Here is a 17,569-nt window from a genome sequence, read left to right as displayed (position 1 = left end):
GGGTGATGAGTGATGTCTTTATTCACTTTAGAAAATATAGCAGTTTCTTATAATAAACAACATGTATTAAAAGATTTTAATTTGGAAATTGAAAAAGGGAAGCTAGTCTCTCTTCTTGGGCCAAGTGGCTGTGGGAAAACAACGACACTTCGCTTAATTGCTGGTTTTTTACAATCAGATGAAGGGAAGTTTTTATTCCAAGAGAAAGATTATACGAAAGTGCCGGTAAACAAACGAAATTTCGGCTTCGTATTTCAAAACTATGCTTTGTTTCCGCATTTAACGATATTCGATAATGTTGCTTTCGGGCTTAAATTGAGAAAAGTAGGGAAAGCGGAGATTGAAAAGCGCGTGATGAATGTACTTGATATCGTAAATCTTCAAGGTTTTGAGAAAAGGTACCCTAAAGAGCTATCAGGTGGTCAAAAGCAGCGTGTAGCAATTGCACGTGCACTTGTTATTGAACCAGATCTTCTATTATTTGACGAGCCGCTAAGTAACCTGGATGCGAATTTAAGAGAAAGTATGCGAGTAGAAATCCGTCGTATTCAACAAGAACTTGGAATTACTACTGTGTATGTATCACATGACCAGGAAGAATGTTTTTCTATTTCCGATCAGGTTGCAATTATGAATAAAGGTGTTATCGAACAACTAAGTGATCCAGCTACAATTTACAAGTATCCATCAACAAAATTCGTTGCCGATTTTATAGGATTCAAAAACTTCATCGATTTTGACACAGTAGCAGAAAGAGAAGGTCAAATGGAGCTTAATAAAGGCGACTATACGTTTGTTATTCAAAAGGATGGGAAAATGAAAAACACATCCGGGAAAACTGGCGCAATACGACCAGATAACTTGAAAATTCGTGGAAAAAATCCTGCAGATTCATTACCTCCAAATGGTCTTTTTGGGAAAGTTAACGTGACGACTTTCCTTGGTAGAAGCTATCAATATGTTGTTGAAACAGCTATCGGTAACTTTGTAGTCAATCAGGAAATGGCTCAGCCACTAAGTATGGGCCAGGAAGTGATACTGGAATTCCCTAAAGACGAAATGGTGTTAGTCGACTAAGTGAGGAGATGTTTGCGTGAAAATTGATCTACTTATTACAGATGTACACGTGTATAACAGCGCATTTAAAAAGTTTATTAAAGGTAATGTAGCTATTATAGATATGAAATTTTTATATATTGGCGAGCGAGCACTTGAGACATTCGAAGCTGCACAAATAGTTGAGGGGAAAGGGAGGTATATGATTCCTGGACTCATTGACATTCATTTGCATATTGAGAGTACGATGGTGACACCTTCTACTTTTTCCTATGGATTGATAAAGAATGGTGTAACGACAATTGTTCCAGAACCTCACGAGATGGCTAATGTATTTGGTTTACAAGGTGTTCAGGAAATGATTAAGGCGAGTAAAGATTGTGTTGCAGATATGTTTTATGCAATTCCAAGCTCTGTTCCTGCAACATCTATGGAAACAACAGGTGGTTCTATTGAAATAGAAGATATGGATGAGCTACTGCAAACGGAGAACATTGCATGTCTCGGTGAAATCATGAACTTTTATGATGTCATTTCGAAACCTGAAAGTAAAACAAACCTTATACTTACTCACATTCGTAAGCAATATCCAGATCTTATTATCGAAGGACATGTACCGAAATTACTTGATCTTGAATTGCAGAGAATCATATTTGCTGGTGTAAATTCTGATCATACGCACCAAACTGTTGAAGGGATGGAGCAGAGAATTGCTGCCGGCATGTTCGTTGAAATTCAAGAAAAATCGATGACTCGTGAAGTGGTTGACTACTTGATAAAAATGCAAGTAGATGAGCATTTCTGCTTTATTACCGATGATATTATGACGGACGATTTCAGGACTAGAGGTCAGTTGAATAATATTCTTAAAAAGGCTATTAGCATGGGCATGTCTCCCGAGAAAGCGATTTACGCATGTACATACACACCTGCAAAAAGGATGAAACTGAATGACCGTGGCTCCATTGCGCCAGGAAAAATTGCAGACTTCCTTCTTGTATCTAATGTAGAGAGCTTAACAATAGATTGTGTTTATAAAAACGGAGAGCTTGTTTTTGATGCGGCTCAGAAATATGAACAGCAAGTGACAGGTCGCCAATTTCCTTCCTCTTACTATGAAAGTGTAAAGCTAAAGCAGTTAGAAGCGTCTGACTTTGATGTGAAAGTTAGAGCGGAAGATGGTCTACACATGTTCCGTGTGATGAAGGTTCAGAATGGATCGACTTTTACGGAAGAACTTCACGAGGAGCTAGACGTTCGAAGTGAATTGCTTCTTTGGGAAGAAAGTTCTCAAGCTATGATTGCTACTTTCGAGCGGTATGGAAAGAACGGCAATCGTTCACATGGTCTCATTACAGGGGACATATTAAAAAAAGGGGCAGTCGCTACGACTTATTCACATGATAACCACAATCTTCTCGTTGTGGGTCGAAATAAGCAGGATATGCTCATCGCTGCTAATGAAGTAATCAAAGGTCAAGGTGGCATGTGTTGTGTCCTAGATGGCGAAGTTCTTTCATCGGTGCCGCTTCCTGTAGGAGGTATCTTATCCGAAGCACCGCTTGAAGTAATTGCGGATGAAGTGGAACACTTTACAAAAAATCTTAAATCTTTAGGTTACGATCACTACAACGTTATCATGTCGTTAAGTACGCTATCGCTTCCGGTGAGTCCGGCATTGAAAATTACAGATCAAGGTTTAATCCAAGTGAATGAAGGAAAGATAGTGCCATTTATGGTCGAAGAATAATAGGCAAACAGAACATAGCCGATTCAGCAATTATTGTTGAATCGGCTATTTTATATGAGGCAATTCCGTATTTATGATAAAGTCCGCTTCCCTTTCTCGTTTACAGTTTCATCTTTCAAATAAATATTCAACTTCTCCACATCCACACTGAAGATACGGTCTTCCGTGATAGAGGGAATAAATGCGCGCATACTGTGCCATTTTTCCAATAGGGAAGGAGACATAAGGTCTATCCCGCGATATTCCACCCCTTGCATTGCGCATATTGCTTCAATCGCAAGCACTCTGCGTGCATTTTGAATAATTAGAGAGGCGTGTCTTGCCCCTATTGTCCCCATACTGACGTGATCTTCTTGGTTTGCTGAAGAAGGAATCGAATCGACAGATGCTGGGTGGGCAAGTGTTTTATTTTCAGATACTAGGCTTGCTGCAGCGTACTGTAAAATCATAGCCCCTGATTGGAGCCCAGGTTGCGAGCTTAAAAAAGGCGGAAGTCCTTCGTTTAATTGAGGATTCACTAGTCTTTCGATTCTTCTTTCAGAAACGTTGGCAAGTTCTGCGATTCCGATTTTTAAGAAATCCATTGCAAAGGCAATCGGCTGTCCGTGGAAGTTTCCACCCGAAATAACGAGTTCTCCATTTTCTACTATTAATGGATTATCTGTTGCAGCGTTCATCTCAATTTCTAATTTTTCTTTTACATAGTCTAATACTTGCCAACTAGCACCATGAATTTGGGGAATACAGCGTAAAGAATAAGCATCCTGTACACGTTTTTCTCCTTGCTTAGTCACAAGTTTGCTTCCTTCAAGCCATTTGAGTACACGGCGTGCAACCGCCACCTGCTGTGGGTAGCCACGAGCTTCATGAATTGCAGGATGAAAAGCATCTGTGATGCCATGTAAAGCCTCCATTGTCATCGCAGCAATCCATTCACTTTGATAGGCAATTGTTTCAGATTCTAACCAGTTAACAACCCCTTGAGCCGTCATCGCTTGTGTTCCGTTTATAAGTGCAAGACCTTCTTTTGCTTCCAGTACAATTGGTTGTAAATTATGTTTATTCCATATTTCATTTGCAGGAATATGTTTTTCATCTTGCCAAACGAACCCTTCGCCAATAAGGACTAAAGCTAAATGGGCGAGGGGGGCTAAATCACCCGATGCCCCTAATGATCCTTGCCCGGGGATTACTGGATGAATTCGATTGTTTACCATGTATGCAAGACGTTCCAATACTTCTAGCCGTATACCTGAAAATCCTTTTAGTAATGCATTCAATCGTAATATTACCATTGCACGGGAAACGACTTCATCGAAAGGTTGGCCAATACCACAAGCATGTGAACGAATAAGATGTAGTTGGAGCGCACGAACGTCAGCTTTTTCAATACTTACATCGCTAAATTTTCCAAAGCCAGTGTTGATACCGTAAACGGTTCTGTTTTCTTTAACTATCTTTTCTACTGCTTTTCTGCTATTAACAACAGCATCTATTGCTTCTTTCTCAAGCTTTACTTTCTCGTTTTTATATAAAATAGCCCGCATATTTTCTAGCGTTAGTCCATGACCTTTTAAATTTATCATTATGATTMACGTTCTTTCTTTATTGAATTAACTTAGCCAACAACTTTTATCCCTTTTTTCCAAACAGCTTTTACATGGTTTACCCCGAACAAGTATTGCAGTTCTTGATAATTTTTCACATTCCAAAGAACGACATCGGCTTGTTTTCCAATCTCCAATGAACCAACCTGATCCTCCATCTGGATTGCACATGCTGCATTGTAAGTAGCTGCACATAAGCTTTCAGCAGGAGTGAGTCGCATGGAAATACAAGCTAAATTCATCACAAGTGGCATAGAGGTAGTGGGAGAAGAGCCAGGATTGCAATCTGTAGAAATGGCAACAGGCACTCCTGCATCGATCATTATTCTTCCTTGTGCAGCTGATTCTCTTAAATACAGTGCCGTAGCTGGTAGTAAGCAGGCGATAACACCTTGTTCTGCCATGGCCTTAATACCAGCATTTGAAGCTTTTAATAAATGCTCTGCAGAAATCGCACCGACTTTTGCTGCAAGCTCAGCGCCTTCATATGGTTCAATTTCATCCGCATGTATTTTCGGAATAAGTCCAAAAGATTTACCGGCTTCTAAAATACGCTCGGTCTGTTTAGGTGTAAACACGCCGACTTCGCAAAAAACATCATTGAATTTCGCTAGCTTTTCTTTTGCAACAACCGGTAATATTTCATTTATAATAAGATTTACATATTCCTCTTCGCGACCCTTATATTCAGTAGGAACAGCATGTGCTCCCATAAAGGTCGGAACAATATCAATTGGATGTTCTTCTTGTAATCGTTTCATTACCCGGAGTTGCTTTAATTCCGTTTCCAAATCTAGACCGTAGCCACTTTTTCCTTCAATAGTCGTAACACCATGTGCTAAAAAAGAATCTAGTCTTTTAGAAGTTTGGTAAACAAGCATATCTTCTGTTGCCTCACGAGTCATTTGGGTTGTTGCGTGAATTCCACCACCGGCATTCATGATTTCCATGTACGTAGCACCTTCTAAACGCATTTCGAATTCTCGTTCGCGGCTTCCACCAAAGGCTACATGGGTATGAGGATCCACTAGGCCAGGTGTGATGAGGTGCCCAGTTGCATCGATGATTTCCGTGTCTATTTCTCTCTCTTTATATAATTCTTCCAATTGTTTGGTAGTACCAACTGCTTGAATAATTCCATTTTCGAGCCAAATGCTTCCGTCCTCAATCATCGCTAATTCGTTCATTGCGTCTTTTGTTCGGGGACCAGGAACCTTGTTTGCTAACGTAGCTAGTTGTGAAGCATGCTTAATCCAAACGGCTTTTATCATCACTTCTTCAGTCCTCCCGTTTCATTATCGGAATGTGAATTCCTTTTTCACGAGCGGTTTTTTCGGCAAGCTCGTAACCAGCGTCAAAATGGCGAACAATTCCCATTCCAGGGTCTGTCGTTAATACTCGTTCTAGTCTTGCTTCCGCTGCTTTTGTGCCATCTGCGACAATGACCATTCCTGCATGAATGGAATATCCCATTCCAACTCCGCCCCCGTGGTGAACAGATACCCATGTCGCACCGCCAACTGCATTTATCATGGCATTTAATATCGGCCAATCTGCCACTGCATCTGAACCATCTTTCATCGCTTCCGTTTCTCTGTTTGGGGAAGCGACTGAACCTGAATCGAGATGATCTCGGCCAATGACAATCGGTGCTTTTAATTCACCAGACTCGACCATATCATTAATGATTTTGCCAAATCGTGCGCGTTCGCCGTAGCCTAGCCAACAAATGCGAGAGGGGAGACCTTGAAATTGAATTTTTTCACGAGCCATTCTAATCCAGTTACATAAATGTGTGTTATAGCTAAACTCGCGTAATATCACTTCATCTGTTTTAAAAATATCTTCCGGGTCTCCGGATAGTGCCACCCATCTGAAAGGACCCTTTCCTTCACAAAATTGTGGGCGAATATAGGCTGGGACAAATCCTGGGAAGTCAAATGCACGTGTGAATCCTTCGTCTTTTGCAACTTGACGAATATTATTGCCATAATCGAAAGTGACCGCGCCTTTATCCATCATTTGAACCATCGATTGAACATGTTTTGTCATAGATGCCTTGGCGTGTTTAACGTATTCAGCGGGATTGCTTCCCCTCAATGTAACTGCTTCATCTAGTGACATGCGAGAAGGGATGTAACCGTTTAATGGATCATGGGCAGATGTTTGATCGGTTAACACATCAGGTATAAAGCCTCGTTCGATCATTTCAGGTAAAATATCAGCTGCATTTCCTACAAGACCAATCGAAAGAGCTTTACCTTTTTGCTTTGCTTCTTCTGCTAATTGAATTGCTTCGTCTAATGAATGCGTTTTCAAATCTGTGTATCGTGTTTCGATGCGGCGATCAATACGCGATTCATCGACATCGATGCCGATACATACTCCTCCATTCATCGTAACTGCGAGCGGTTGGGCGCCTCCCATACCGCCAAGACCTGCAGTAAGTGTAATAGTGTGTTTTAATGTTCCGTTAAAATGTTGTTTAGCTAATTCCGCAAATGTTTCATAAGTCCCTTGAACGATTCCTTGTGAACCAATGTAAATCCAACTGCCGGCTGTCATTTGTCCGTACATCATCAGTCCTTTTTTATCCAGTTCGTGGAAGTGCTCCCATGTTGCATAAGCTGGGACTAAGTTAGAGTTTGCGATTAAAACACGTGGTGCCTCTGTGTGCGATTTAAATACGGCAACTGGCTTGCCTGATTGCACAAGCAATGTTTCGTCATTTTCTAGTTCTTTTAACGAGTGAACAATTGCATCAAAAGCTTCCCAATTTCGAGCTGCTTTTCCAATACCGCCGTATACAACTAGTTCATCTGGATGTTCTGCTACTTCAGCATCTAAATTGTTCATCAACATGCGAAGTGCAGCTTCTTGAAGCCAACCTTTTGTGTTCAATTCTGTCCCTCTATACCGGATTACTTTTTCACTTGCTTTCCCCATGTGAAAACCTCCTTTTATTCTTATCTTCATTCTATCGAAATTTTCCGATAATTTAAGTGTTTTTGAGAAAAAAGTAAAAATTTCTCATCTGCTAATCCAATGTTTCATTAGCATAGTAGACTGATAAAACGAAATTTTCTGACCCATTGTAACTCTTTTTGAAAACAACCGTCTGTTTATATATAGACAAGGGGGGAAGTAAAAATGAAAAAAATGCTTTTCTATTTTCTACTACTCGCACTTTTAGGTTTACTACTTGGGGCTTGCAGTGCAAATGAAGAAAAATCAAGTGTTTCTGAGATGGACATGGCAAATGATTCTGCGAGTTACGCAGAAAAGGAGGAAAGTACTTCTACGGAATCTGCGGAAACAAGTGATGAAACTACTTCTGAGATGAATGAAGGGCGTATGATTATTCATAATGCTATCATCCGAACGAATGTAAAAGAACTTGCAAAAGCACAAAGCAATATCGAGCAGAAGGTGAAAGAATATGGCGGTTACATTGTGGAGTCGAATATGTACAAGGAAGATGATCAAACCAGTAGCGGTCATATGACTGTACGAATTCCAGAAAAACATTTCGAAACATTCTTGAACGATGCAGAAGAGGTAGCGTCAAAAGTATTAGAACGTAATGTTACCGGTCAAGACGTAACGGAGCAATATGTAGATTTGTCATCCCGGTTAAAGTCAAAAAGAGTTGTGGAGGAACGCTTACTTACGTTTATGAAAGGAGCGGAGAAGACAGAAGATTTGTTGAAAATCTCTTCTGATTTAGCGACTGTTCAGGAAGAGATGGAGGTGATTGTAGGTAAGATGAAGTACCTGGAAAACCAAGCTTCCTTTTCTACGATAGAACTTACGATGATTGAAAATCGAGTGATTATTCCCGGAATAGAAAATAATGATTTAAACACTTGGGAAAAGACGAAGAAACAGTTTGTTACAAGCACAAATGCGCTACTTGCTACTGGGTCTGCTATTGTAGTCTTTTTCATCGGTAATCTACCAGTCTTTCTAATATTAGGTGTGATCGCTTTTGCAGTGTATTGGATCATTAAAAGAAGGAGACTTGAACAGAAAAAGTAGAAAAGTGTGAAAAGCCAACTTCAGCGGAAGTTGGCTTTTCGTATAAGCAGAAGTCACTCTTTATCTTTGATCAGAAATTGTGGCATTGTTATTTGTTGCACTTAGAAGAGCTAGGTTGTCGTATGGTGGTCCCATTGTTGTACCAGCTAATAGTACAATGTCGAATTCATTTGCAGGGGTTCCCCATGAGTTTCCGAGGAATGTGGTGAATGCTCGGTCAACTAAGAAACCGCCTTTAGTGTTATACACAACATTATTATTTATTGCGCCTGTCACATTTGGATTGATGTATATGCCAGTCCGCAATGAGTAAAATGTATTTCCCTCCACAGTAAAGTTTATACCTCCCTGTGGTACGATTGCCCGGTTTACTACCCAATTGGACATTGGCAAAGCTTGAGGCGGACCATAGATTGTGTTGTTTAGTATACTAGCATTTGTTCCGCCAATTTGAATGAATTCTTTCGCATACGGAATATCGCTTGTCATTGTTAAACCTTCAATTGTTACCTCGGTAGCAGTTATTAATATCGGAATGATGTCTGCCTGAAGCATTAATAATGTTCCCGGTTCCCCTAGTAAAGTTATCCCCATCTTATTCACTACAATTTGAGAAGTGATAGGATACGTACCGCTTAAAATATGAACAGTACCTCCAATGTTTACGGCTGCAATCCCCTCAGGTATAGTGCCAAAGGGATTCGCTAAGCTCCCATCTCCTCCTATAGTACCTGCCAAGACATAAATATTATTAGGATCAACAATTTGGTTAACGAGCGCATCAAGTGTTGCTTGAACACTACTTACAGTAGGATATCCTCCGACTGGTCTGTTAGTTATCAAGTCTGCAGCAATTTGATCTTTTTGTAGTTCCGTAAGTGCATTGTATGCGGTTAGATTAAGACCAAGTCCTGGGTTTTCAATTGCAATACGCATTTCTGTGACTGTTCCTGCAGCATTGACTGCATCTAAAAATACGTTGTCTGCAGTCAATACATATTCTGTTTGTATCTTTTCAATAATAATTGTTTCATTTGTGTTGAGAAGGTCGTCTAGTTCACTTGATTGCATGGTTACGAATTGAACACTGCTAAAAAGGTCACCTTCGTGAATTGTGAAAAGTATAATCCCGTTTAAAAAGATATTCACATCGTTACCATAAGGAACTGTTTCGGTTTCTCCTGGGTTCAGAGTGAATGAAACTGTTCCATCTTGGTTAAATGGAAGTTCTCCCTCTCTTACAAATAGTGTAATTTGTAAAGTTGCTAACGTATTATTCACAAATGTTTTTTCTGCCATTTTTTCTCCTCCTTTCATTCACTAGTAGTGAACTAGTTCATAGTAGAAAGAGGTTGTCTCTTTCTCTTTTCTATACTATGAAGAAAGAAAGATTAGGAATAGGTTAACTAATCTATATCTTATAAAACGTTGCTTCCAGTAAAGACATAGTCTGTTTGTACTTTAGTAACAGTGATGGTGTTATTCGTATTAAGGAGGTTGTCAAGCTCACTCGAACTTGTAGTTACGAATTTAATCGAACTAAAAAGATCGCCTTCAAAAATTGTGAAAACTGTTAATCCGTTTAAAAAGATATTTGTATCGCTACCATAAGTAACATCTAGTGTTTGTCCAGGGTTTAGGGTAAAGGAAACCGTGCCGTCCTGGTTGAATGGAAGTGCTCCCTCCCGTACAAAAAGAGTAATTTGTAAAGTTGCCAACGTATTATTCACAAATGTTTTTTCCGCCATTTTTTCACCTCCTAATCTTCACTATTCCATACTATGAAGAACGAAAGACTATGAATAGGTCATCCAATCTAGTTTTATAGAAATAAGCTAGTTTCTTGAAGGTGTTTTTTTCCGTGTAGATAACTTTACCCATGAAAAAAGACCTCTCTATTTTAGCAAGGTCTTTTAACTATTTCATTTTGGGATATTGGATTTTACGTTTTCTGAAGATCAACCAAGTGATAAGGAAAAGAAGAAATGCAACTACTTCCATAGATAAAATATAAGAAGGATACGGTCCTAACAAATCTAGCAGACTCCCATTAATAGGTTTCGCCCTTAAAAACATATAGTTTCCCTGCACTAGCATGTTAATCGCAAAAATGAAGGGAAGCAATACATTTAAGACAATCAACGTCTGAATAATTCCTTTAAATGTAGGTTGATAACCCTTTACCCATAAAAGATAAAAGGCCGTTAAAATAATACCGATATGCACATAAAAAAATTGAATAAATTTGAAATCAGGAAAATTTACTAATATAGAAGGGGTTAATACAGCTTGAAGAGCTCCTCCCATTCCGGCAAAAAAAACAAAGTCATAGAAACGTTTGCTTCGAGTCCATAAGAGTATGATGGAACAAAGTAAAGTTATATTGCATAAATGAAGAGGTAAGGACTCGCTTAAACTCCATGTTTTCTCTCGAACTAATACGAGATGATAGGCAACTTCCATTGCAAGTAAGGAAACAGAAAAGACACGCTCGAAAAGAAGGGAATTGTTAGATGGACGAGCCAATACCTTTTTCAATAGAAATAAGAGCAATAAACAAAAGAACAGCACAGTAATTGCAACTAGATGTTCAGTTGAAAAAAAGATGAATGTATTCAAAGTACTTTCCTTCATATTCTATTCCTCATTTCGTCTATGAATCTTATTTATGAATATAGACATTGGTACTTGTTGGAACTATTGAAGAAAGTTCAAGGACGTCATTATTATGCATTCGAATGCAGCCATGTGACACTTCTTTTCCGATGGATGATGGGTTGTTAGTTCCGTGAATACCGTAATGCGGCTTGGATAAACCCATCCATAAAGCTCCAAAGGGGCCGCCGGGATCTAGTTCCTTGTTAATGATAATGTAATTCCCGGTTGGGGTAGGTGTCAATATTTTTCCAACAGCAATCGGATATGTCTTTAATAATACGCTAGCATCATATAACTTTAATTGCCGTTTTCGAACGGATACATCAATCCAAAGAGTCATAAAATCATCTCCTTAAAAAGTCTTTCTTTATATATATGGAAGGATGTAAAAAAAATCCGATGTTTGGAAATAAAAAAGTTTTAAGTGTATGTATTGGACAATCTGCTATTGCCATATATTTTATTAATCAACTAAAGGAGTGAATGAATGGCAAAACAGAAATGTAAAAAATGCAATAAAACGGGGGCTGGTATTTGTAAATGTAAATAACATGGATATTTAATTCAATATCCATATGATGCTTATTTCAATCTGAAACTTAATTAATCAAAACAAGCCATTCCCTTCATCTAGGGAATGGCTTGTTAAAATTGTTAATAAAAAACTAGGCACTGTTTTGTATTCTATTTTATGGAGTATTTATTGAAAGTAAAATCCAGTAAATAGTTGAACGAGACAATATCCACTTTGAACGCGACAAACTCGGTCTAGCAGGTGCTAGTACGCGAGTTCAGCGAGCACTAAGAAGCACTTTCTTTATAATGCATGTCAATATTCGTCGTCTCAGGCCAAATTAACTTGCTATTTTAAGAATTGGTCGCTTCCATTCGCAATTTGGTTGCTCTCATGCTGATTTGATTGCTTTCCGAGTAAAACTGGTTGCTTTCAATTATCCTTTGGTTGCGCTAATCCATTTATATGATTGATTACTAAATTATGGATGGACAACTGTCATAACTTGGAACATGCTGCTATTGGAATGACGATGCATTTGTCCTATGAAGGGATAAGTTCACCTTTTTCAATTGGTCGCGGAACGTTGGATCAGCCTGAATAGCGGATATAAATTGAACTATTTCTTAAAAGTATTATGTATCATAAACTCTATTCTTTCATACTATGTATAAAATAGAGCCCTGAATGGAGGGAATAGATGGATATTTTAAGTAAGGTGAAGAGCTACCGCGAAGAAGAAAATCAATTGAAGTGGGAAGGCACGTTCGAAGAATTTTTAGACATGGTGAAAGAAAGACCGGAAATTGCCCAAACTGCTCATTCACGTGTTTATAGCATGATTAAAAGCTCCGGTTTAACAGAAAGAGACGGGCAAAGAATGTATCATTTTTTTGGTAAAGAAATTTTTGGGCTTGAAGCTGCGCTTGAACGACTTGTGGAAGAATATTTCCATCCTGCTGCCAAGAGACTAGATGTTCGTAAGCGAATTCTATTACTGATGGGACCTGTTAGTGGAGGGAAATCCTCTATTGTGACATTGTTAAAACGAGGTCTTGAGCAATATTCAAGGACCGACGAAGGCGCTGTCTATGCGATCAAAGGTTGCCCAATGCATGAAGATCCCCTGCATCTTATTCCGCAACATTTACGAGAAGATTTTACAGAAGAGTATGGAATCCGCATTGAAGGTAGCTTATCTCCGCTTAATACAATGCGATTGGAAAAGGAATATGACGGACATATCGAAAATGTTTTAGTAGAACGTATCTTTTTTTCAGAAGATAAGCGAGTTGGTATTGGAACGTTTACACCATCTGATCCAAAGTCACAAGATATTGCCGATTTAACTGGAAGTATTGATTTCTCTACGATTGCTGAGTTCGGTTCGGAATCTGATCCGAGGGCCTATCGTTTTGATGGGGAACTAAATAAAGCGAACCGTGGAATGATGGAATTTCAGGAAATGCTGAAACTGGATGAAAAGTTTCTGTGGCATTTATTATCTTTAACACAGGAAGGTAATTTCAAAGCAGGAAGATTCGCTTTAATAAGTGCCGATGAGTTAATCGTGGCACATACAAATGAAACGGAGTACCGTTCATTTATTTCCAATAAAAAGAATGAGGCGCTTCACTCTAGGATTATCGTGATGCCGATTCCATATAATTTAAAAGTAAGTCAAGAAGAGCGCATTTATGAAAAAATGATTAAAGAAAGTGATATGACGCATGTCCATATAGCACCGCATGCACTAAGAGCCGCTGCCATTTTCTCGATATTGACAAGATTGGAAGTACCTAAAAAGCAAGGTGTTGATATTGTTAAGAAGATGCGATTATACGACGGAGAAAGTGTAGAAGGCTTTAATGAAATTGATCTGGAAGAATTAAAGAAGGAATCACTAAACGAAGGTATGAACGGGATCGATCCACGTTATGTGATCAATCGAATTTCTTCTGCCATTATTCGTAAAGAAATTCCGTCGATCAATGCATTAGATGTATTGCGTGCATTAAAAGAAGGGCTAGATCAGCATGCATCCATTTCACAGGAAGACAGAGAGAAATACATGAATTACATTGCAATTGCTCGAAAAGAATACGATGAAATTGCGAAAAAAGAAGTACAAAAAGCGTTTGTCTATTCCTATGAAGAGTCGGCTATTACATTAATGAATAATTATCTTGATAACGTAGAAGCATTTTGTAATAAAAACAAAATGAGAGATCCGTTAACGGGAGAAGAGATGAATCCAGATGAAAAGCTGATGCGTTCGATAGAGGAACAAATTGGTATATCTGAAAATGCGAAAAAAGCATTCAGAGAGGAAATATTAATCCGACTATCTGCCTATGCGCGAAAAGGAAAACGATTCGAATATAACTCTCATGAACGTTTACGAGAAGCGATTCAAAAGAAATTATTTGCAGATTTAAAAGACGTCGTAAAAATTACGACATCTTCTCAAACGCCGGATGAAACGCATTTGAAGAAAGTCAATGAAGTCATTGCAAGGCTCGTAGATGAGCACGGATACAATACAACATCGGCAAATGAATTGCTGCGTTATGTTGGTAGTCTGCTCAATAGATAAATGCTAAAAAACAAGACTGATGGTAGTTATTAGTCTTGTTTTTTTATACACATTGGCAATAACTTTGGCTCCCTGGCATAAGATAAAAAATAGGTAGGTGTTGATGGAAGTGAGTGAGAAAGAAGAAAAACAATTTGTTATCTCTCAGGAAAATTGGTCTCTCCATCGAAAAGGGCATCAAGATCAACAACGGCATATGGATAAAGTAAAAGAAGCTATTAAGGATAATTTGCCAGATTTAATAAGTGAAGAAAGTATTATTATGTCAAATGGACGAGATGTGATTAAAATACCAATCCGCTCTTTGGACGAATATAAAATTCGTTACAACTACGACAAAACAAAACATGTTGGTCAAGGAGACGGAGACAGCCAAGTAGGGGATGTAATTGCAAAAGGTTCCGGTGAAGGGGAAGACGGCCAAGGAAAAGGAAAACAAGCAGGAGACCAGGCTGGAAAAGATTATTACGAAGCAGAAGTGACGATTGAAGAACTAGAAACTGCTTTATTCAAAGAAATGGAGCTTCCTAATTTACAGCAAAAAGAACAAATGGATATCGTCACTGACAAAGTAGAATTTAATGATATTCGGAAAAAAGGACTTATGGGGAACATCGATAAGAAACGAACCATTATTACAGCAATTAAACGGAACGCAATGAAAGGAAAAGCGAAAATTACCCCAATCCATAATGATGACTTACGTTTCAAAACATGGGATGAGGTAGTCAAACCAGAATCCAAAGCGGTTGTACTTGCAATGATGGACACGAGTGGTTCAATGGGGGCTTTTGAAAAATACTGTGCAAGAAGTTTCTTTTTCTGGATGGCTAGATTTTTGCGCACGAAATACGAAACAGTAGAAATCGAATTTATAGCTCATCATACCGAAGCTAAAGTCGTGACAGAAGAAGCATTTTTCTCTAAAGGTGAAAGTGGCGGAACTATTTGTTCTTCTGCCTATTTAAAGGCATTAGAACTTATACATCTCAAGTATAATCCTGCTCGTTTTAATATTTATCCGGTTCACTTTTCCGATGGAGAAAATATGACAAGTGACAATGAAAAATGTATAAAACTGGTCAATGAATTAATGGATATTTCTAGCATGTTCGGATACGGTGAGGTAAATGCACATAGTAGGTATTCAACGCTTATGAATACGTATAAGAAAATTGAAAATCCAAAGTTTCGTCATTATGTCCTAAAGGAAAATCGGGACGTTTACCAAGCGCTGAAAAGTTTATTTCGTAAATATGAAGCATCACTTTGAAACGTAAGGGGGTCATTAATTGGATACAAAGCTTCATCATGCAATTGCTGAAATAACAGAAATAGCATCTGGTTTTGGACTAGATTATTTCCCGATGCGCTATGAAATTTGCCCGGCTGATATTATTTATACGTTCGGGGCGTATGGAATGCCAACCCGTTTTACACATTGGAGTTTTGGTAAGCAATTTCACAAAATGAAAATACAGTATGACTTTGGATTAAGTCAAATATACGAGCTCGTTATTAATTCGAATCCTTGTTACGCATTTTTACTCGACACAAATAGCTTGATCCAAAATAAGCTAATCATTGCCCACGTGCTTGCGCATTGTGATTTCTTTAAAAATAATGTTCGCTTTTCCAATACACGACGAGATATGGTAGAAAGTATGACGGCGACTGCCGAGCGAATTGCAGATTATGAAATGACATATGGCAAAGAGGAAGTAGAAAGCTTTTTGGATGCCATACTTGCGATTCAGGAACATATCGATCCTTCCATCATTCGACCAAAACTACCTGATTATAACTTGGATGAGGAAGAAGTAGAGGTTGTCAGAAAAACTCCATATGATGATTTATGGAGTATGGATCAACCAACGAATATTAGGGCCTTAACGATACCAAAAAGAAAAAAGTTTCCTCCTAATCCTGAAAAAGATTTATTGCTATTTATACAAGAATATAGCCGGGAGCTAGAAGATTGGCAACGGGATATTTTAACGATGATGCGAGAAGAAATGCTTTACTTCTGGCCACAACTAGAAACAAAAATCATGAACGAAGGCTGGGCATCCTACTGGCATCAACGAATTTTAAGAGAAATGGATTTAACAACAGATGAGACAATCGAATTTGCAAAACTAAATGCAAATGTTGTGCAACCTTCTCCAACGAGTATTAATCCTTACTATTTAGGGTTGAAAATATTCGAAGATATTGAAAATAGGTATAATAACCCGACAGAAGAAATGAAACAGTTAGGGATAAAACCAAACTCCGGAAGGGAAAAAATATTCGAAGTACGGGAAATTGAATCAGATATTTCGTTTATTCGTAACTATTTAACAAAGGAACTAGTGAAGCAAGAAGATCTGTACTTATTTGAAAAAAAGAAAGGGAATTATGAAATTACCGATAAAGACTATGAAAATGTCCGTGATCAGTTAGTTTCGATGCGAACGAATGGAAGTTTTCCTTATATCGTAGTGGAAGACGGGGACTACGCTAGAAATGGAGAGCTGTATTTAAAGCATGGCTATGAGGGAACTGAGCTAGATCCTCATTATTTAGAAAATGTGCTTCCCTATATTTATCAACTATGGGGAAGAAATGTGCATATGGAAACGGTCGTGGATGATAAGTTGACTGTGTATGCATATGATGGAAAAAAAGTATCTAAGAAAGCTGTTTAATGGAATACATTCAAAAAGGTGAGATCCCAATTTATTGGGATCTCGTTTTTTATGCATCTGGTTGGTTTGGGATATTTTATAGGGATAATGCGACTTAGTGCGTTGACTAGAGTCAGCTGTGATTTTCGCTGCAGTCGGACGCTTTCCGTGGGGTGAGTGATGAGCCTTCACCGCCGCTTGCGCGTACGTTGTGAAGTCTCATCTAACTCAGGCAGAGGAACAAAGGCTAAGAACGCCACATCGTGTGGCAACGCCTTCGTGACCAACATCGTGTTGCCCTCCACTGGAGTCGCCGCCTGCAGCGAAAATCAATGGAAATTGCTTACTAATTTGGTGTATGTAGTTATCAGAAATTTCAATTGATCATGTCCACTAGTCAATATTGATTAGATTGAATTAGAAAATGCAGTCTCATGACAAGTGAAGGATTATTAGGAAATAGTTCGCCTTATTCAATCATTTATTGGAATTTCGCCGTATATTCATCGTCGTCTCACTCCGAGTATACTTGCTATATTAAGAATTGGTTGCCTTCATCCGCAATTTAGTTGCTCTCGTGCTGATTTGGTTGCTTTCCGATTAGAATTGATTGCTCTCCACTTGGTACTGGTTGCCTTCCATCATCAATTGATTGCCCTTATCCATTTCCTGGATGATATT

General features: G+C 38.6%; 13 protein-coding genes. 6 read left to right on the top strand and 7 right to left on the bottom strand.

From position 1 onward, the window contains the following. Positions 1-12 precede the first annotated feature (12 nt). Together AC1DFT_RS05045 and AC1DFT_RS05040 are read left to right on the top strand one after the other, a co-directional pair. Positions 13-1,077, top strand: a complete 1,065-nt coding sequence (locus AC1DFT_RS05045) for an ABC transporter ATP-binding protein (protein WP_477918297.1) — start codon at positions 13-15, stop codon at positions 1,075-1,077. Between the two features lie 16 nt (positions 1,078-1,093). Next, positions 1,094-2,806 (top strand): adenine deaminase C-terminal domain-containing protein, encoded by a 1,713-nt coding sequence (locus tag AC1DFT_RS05040; RefSeq protein WP_477918102.1) that lies wholly within the window; start codon positions 1,094-1,096, stop codon positions 2,804-2,806. Positions 2,807-2,877: 71 nt separating this feature from the next. On the opposite strand, the gene hutH is transcribed toward AC1DFT_RS05040, so the two are convergent. Genes hutH through hutU form a run of 3 tightly spaced genes read right to left on the bottom strand, consistent with a single transcriptional unit; the run spans position 2,878 to position 7,359 of the window. Beyond that, a complete protein-coding gene (gene hutH / locus AC1DFT_RS05035) occupies positions 2,878-4,392 on the bottom strand; it encodes a histidine ammonia-lyase (protein ID WP_477918101.1) in 1,515 nt (504 codons plus the stop codon). 32 nt (positions 4,393-4,424) lie between these two features. Further along, positions 4,425-5,684 (bottom strand): imidazolonepropionase, encoded by a 1,260-nt coding sequence (gene hutI / locus AC1DFT_RS05030; protein ID WP_477918296.1) that lies wholly within the window; start codon positions 5,682-5,684, stop codon positions 4,425-4,427. Between the two features lie 7 nt (positions 5,685-5,691). Then, a complete protein-coding gene (hutU, locus tag AC1DFT_RS05025; protein WP_477918100.1) occupies positions 5,692-7,359 on the bottom strand; it encodes a urocanate hydratase in 1,668 nt (555 codons plus the stop codon). A 204-nt stretch (positions 7,360-7,563) separates the two neighbouring features. Here hutU and AC1DFT_RS05020 point away from each other — a divergent pair, with 204 nt between their 5' ends. Then, positions 7,564-8,451, top strand: coding sequence for a DUF4349 domain-containing protein (locus AC1DFT_RS05020; RefSeq protein ID WP_477918099.1), 888 nt, complete (start codon positions 7,564-7,566; stop codon positions 8,449-8,451). Between the two features lie 60 nt (positions 8,452-8,511). On the opposite strand, the gene AC1DFT_RS05015 is transcribed toward AC1DFT_RS05020, so the two are convergent. From AC1DFT_RS05015 to AC1DFT_RS05000, 4 genes are all read right to left on the bottom strand, one after another. Continuing rightward, entirely contained in the window at positions 8,512-9,750 is a 1,239-nt protein-coding gene (locus AC1DFT_RS05015) for a right-handed parallel beta-helix repeat-containing protein (RefSeq protein ID WP_477918098.1), read from the bottom strand. 119 nt (positions 9,751-9,869) lie between these two features. After that, the gene (locus AC1DFT_RS05010) at positions 9,870-10,199 is read right to left on the bottom strand and encodes a hypothetical protein (protein ID WP_477918097.1); all 330 of its coding nucleotides are present in this window, start codon (positions 10,197-10,199) and stop codon (positions 9,870-9,872) included. Positions 10,200-10,368: 169 nt separating this feature from the next. Next, positions 10,369-11,085, bottom strand: a complete 717-nt coding sequence (locus tag AC1DFT_RS05005) for a YwaF family protein (protein WP_477918096.1) — start codon at positions 11,083-11,085, stop codon at positions 10,369-10,371. Between the two features lie 28 nt (positions 11,086-11,113). Further along, positions 11,114-11,449, bottom strand: a complete 336-nt coding sequence (locus AC1DFT_RS05000) for a L,D-transpeptidase (RefSeq protein ID WP_477918095.1) — start codon at positions 11,447-11,449, stop codon at positions 11,114-11,116. A gap of 874 nt (positions 11,450-12,323) precedes the next feature. Here AC1DFT_RS05000 and AC1DFT_RS04995 point away from each other — a divergent pair. From AC1DFT_RS04995 to AC1DFT_RS04985, 3 genes are all read left to right on the top strand, one after another. Continuing rightward, on the top strand, positions 12,324-14,219 hold the full coding sequence (locus AC1DFT_RS04995) for a PrkA family serine protein kinase (protein ID WP_477918094.1): 1,896 nt from the start codon (positions 12,324-12,326) through the stop codon (positions 14,217-14,219). A 109-nt stretch (positions 14,220-14,328) separates the two neighbouring features. Further along, positions 14,329-15,492, top strand: coding sequence for a sporulation protein YhbH (gene yhbH / locus AC1DFT_RS04990; RefSeq protein WP_477918093.1), 1,164 nt, complete (start codon positions 14,329-14,331; stop codon positions 15,490-15,492). Positions 15,493-15,511: 19 nt separating this feature from the next. Continuing rightward, positions 15,512-16,909 (top strand): SpoVR family protein, encoded by a 1,398-nt coding sequence (locus AC1DFT_RS04985; protein ID WP_477918092.1) that lies wholly within the window; start codon positions 15,512-15,514, stop codon positions 16,907-16,909. Positions 16,910-17,569 lie beyond the last annotated feature (660 nt).

The organism is Psychrobacillus sp. 05T411 (assembly GCF_056396485.1).
This window is presented reverse-complemented; position numbering and strand designations above follow the sequence as displayed.

Coding starts and splice junctions, on each gene's coding strand:
- AC1DFT_RS05045 (WP_477918297.1), top strand. CDS start 13: ATGTCTTTATTCACTTTAGAAAATATAGCAGTTTCTTATAATAAACAA.
- hutH (WP_477918101.1), bottom strand. CDS start 4,392: ATGATAAATTTAAAAGGTCATGGACTAACGCTAGAAAATATGCGGGCT.
- hutI (WP_477918296.1), bottom strand. CDS start 5,684: ATGATAAAAGCCGTTTGGATTAAGCATGCTTCACAACTAGCTACGTTA.
- hutU (WP_477918100.1), bottom strand. CDS start 7,359: ATGGGGAAAGCAAGTGAAAAAGTAATCCGGTATAGAGGGACAGAATTG.
- AC1DFT_RS05020 (WP_477918099.1), top strand. CDS start 7,564: ATGAAAAAAATGCTTTTCTATTTTCTACTACTCGCACTTTTAGGTTTA.
- AC1DFT_RS05015 (WP_477918098.1), bottom strand. CDS start 9,750: ATGGCAGAAAAAACATTTGTGAATAATACGTTAGCAACTTTACAAATT.
- AC1DFT_RS05010 (WP_477918097.1), bottom strand. CDS start 10,199: ATGGCGGAAAAAACATTTGTGAATAATACGTTGGCAACTTTACAAATT.
- AC1DFT_RS05005 (WP_477918096.1), bottom strand. CDS start 11,085: ATGAAGGAAAGTACTTTGAATACATTCATCTTTTTTTCAACTGAACAT.
- AC1DFT_RS05000 (WP_477918095.1), bottom strand. CDS start 11,449: ATGACTCTTTGGATTGATGTATCCGTTCGAAAACGGCAATTAAAGTTA.
- AC1DFT_RS04995 (WP_477918094.1), top strand. CDS start 12,324: ATGGATATTTTAAGTAAGGTGAAGAGCTACCGCGAAGAAGAAAATCAA.